Origin of the sequence: Alteromonas sp. MmMcT2-5 (genome assembly GCF_022348315.1) — a bacterium.
Classification (GTDB): domain Bacteria; phylum Pseudomonadota; class Gammaproteobacteria; order Enterobacterales; family Alteromonadaceae; genus Alteromonas; species Alteromonas macleodii.
In genome coordinates this window covers 1-1,556 of the sequence record NZ_JAKRFB010000124.1, presented here as the reverse complement: position 1 = coordinate 1,556, position 1,556 = coordinate 1, and the positions used below count along the sequence as shown (strand labels likewise).

General features: G+C 54.8%; 2 protein-coding genes. One reads left to right on the top strand and one right to left on the bottom strand.

Annotated features, from left to right (window positions below; translation table 11 throughout):
* Positions 1–69: 69 nt before the first annotated feature.
* On the bottom strand, positions 70–966 hold the full coding sequence (locus tag MHN09_RS21195) for a cation transporter (RefSeq protein WP_020744994.1): 897 nt from the start codon (positions 964–966) through the stop codon (positions 70–72).
* 95 nt (positions 967–1,061) lie between these two features.
* On the opposite strand from MHN09_RS21195, the gene cadR reads away from it, so the two are divergent.
* Positions 1,062–1,469 (top strand): Cd(II)/Pb(II)-responsive transcriptional regulator, encoded by a 408-nt coding sequence (cadR, locus tag MHN09_RS21190; RefSeq protein ID WP_007148576.1) that lies wholly within the window; start codon positions 1,062–1,064, stop codon positions 1,467–1,469.
* Positions 1,470–1,556: the final 87 nt, after the last annotated feature.

Here is a 1,556-nt window from a genome sequence, read left to right as displayed (position 1 = left end):
CGCTGCCAGCAGGCCCGATATGGACAATAGGGCATACGGCGAGAGCTTTTTGCCAATAATGAGCATTATTTAACCCTTCAACGCCAAAATGCGTCTGGCACCGTTAAGTACAATGCCCCCCGCGATGGTGCCGATAATCAGATCCGGATAATTGGAACCGGTCCACGCGACCAGGGCGCCGGCGGTGATGACCCCCAGGTTGATCACCACGTCGTTGGCCGAGAATATCCAGCTTGCCTTCATGTGCGCCCCGCCTTCCCGATGTTTGGATATGAGCAGCAGACAACTGGTATTGGCAATCAATGCGACGAATGCGATAGCCATCATCACCAGCGATTCAGGCTCACTACCGAATACAAAGCGTCTCACCACCTCTACGAGCACGCCCACAGCCAAGATCAGTTGCAGTACACCAGCAAGATGCGCGGCACGTACCTGCATTTTCACGCTATGTCCAACCGCATAAAGGGCAAGCCCGTACACCGCCGCATCGGCAAAATTGTCCAGGGATTCTCCAATCAGGCCGGTGGACCGGGCGATCAGACCGGCAGTCATTTCCACCACGAACAGAAGTGCATTGATGCCGAGCAACCAGCGCAGGGTCCCGGATTCTTGCTTAGCAGAAGCTGCCGAAAACTCGGCGGCCTTGATGGTCTCCGGATTTGCAGCGACGGTTTCCTGAAGCGAGGCGCCTAGCCCCAAGGTCTTCAGTTTCGAGGTGACGGGCTCGACCTCGCCGTCATGCACGACCTTCAGCCGGCGGTTCGACAAGTCGAAGGACAGCGCCCGAATCTCCTCAAAGCCGTTCAGGGCTAGGCGAATCATTCGTTCTTCTGATGGACAGTCCATCTTCGGCACGGCATAAACACTGACCCATCTCCCTGGCGCCTCGGAGGAGGCCTGTATATCGGTATCCGCTGCGGACGTTGCATCAGCGCCACAGGCGCCACCACAGGATTTGCTCATAATACGACTCCACTTGAACAATGTTGTGGTACCATTTTAAACTATAAAGCTACTATAAGGTCAATAGAGTAAAGAATCCGTTGGGGAGGAGGCTGATGCGCATTGGTCAGTTGGCGCAGTTGGTAGGGGTCGAAACACAGACGATCCGCTTCTATGAACAGCAGGGCTTGTTGCCGCCGCCTGATCGGCAGGACAACGGTTACCGTGTCTATACCGAGAAGCATGGTGAAGGGCTGGCCTTCATCCGCCGCTGCAGAATCCTGGGCCTGTCACTGGCTGAGATTCACGAACTACAGAGCTATCAGGACGACCCTCATCAGCCTTGTACCGCCGTCAACACCTTGCTCGATGATCACATCTCTCATGTGCGGTCGCAGATAACCGCTCTGCAAGCGCTTGAGAAACAACTCGTTTCACTGAGAGCGAGTTGCAACGATGACCGGGAAGTTGAGGCGTGTGGGGTTCTTGCTGGAATTAGCGAAGGAAACATGCACCAGCAGTAGGTGAAGCATCAACCAGATAATCCGATGAGATGCCGGTCTGTCTCACTCTCATGCAAAGGTAAGATCAACCATTTAATCCGCTTACCC

What these genes read in the sequence shown, in the direction of transcription:
- MHN09_RS21195 (WP_020744994.1), bottom strand. Translation starts at nt 966, where the DNA reads ATGAGCAAATCCTGTGGTGGCGCCTGTGGCGCTGATGCAACGTCCGCA.
- cadR (WP_007148576.1), top strand. Translation starts at nt 1,062, where the DNA reads ATGCGCATTGGTCAGTTGGCGCAGTTGGTAGGGGTCGAAACACAGACG.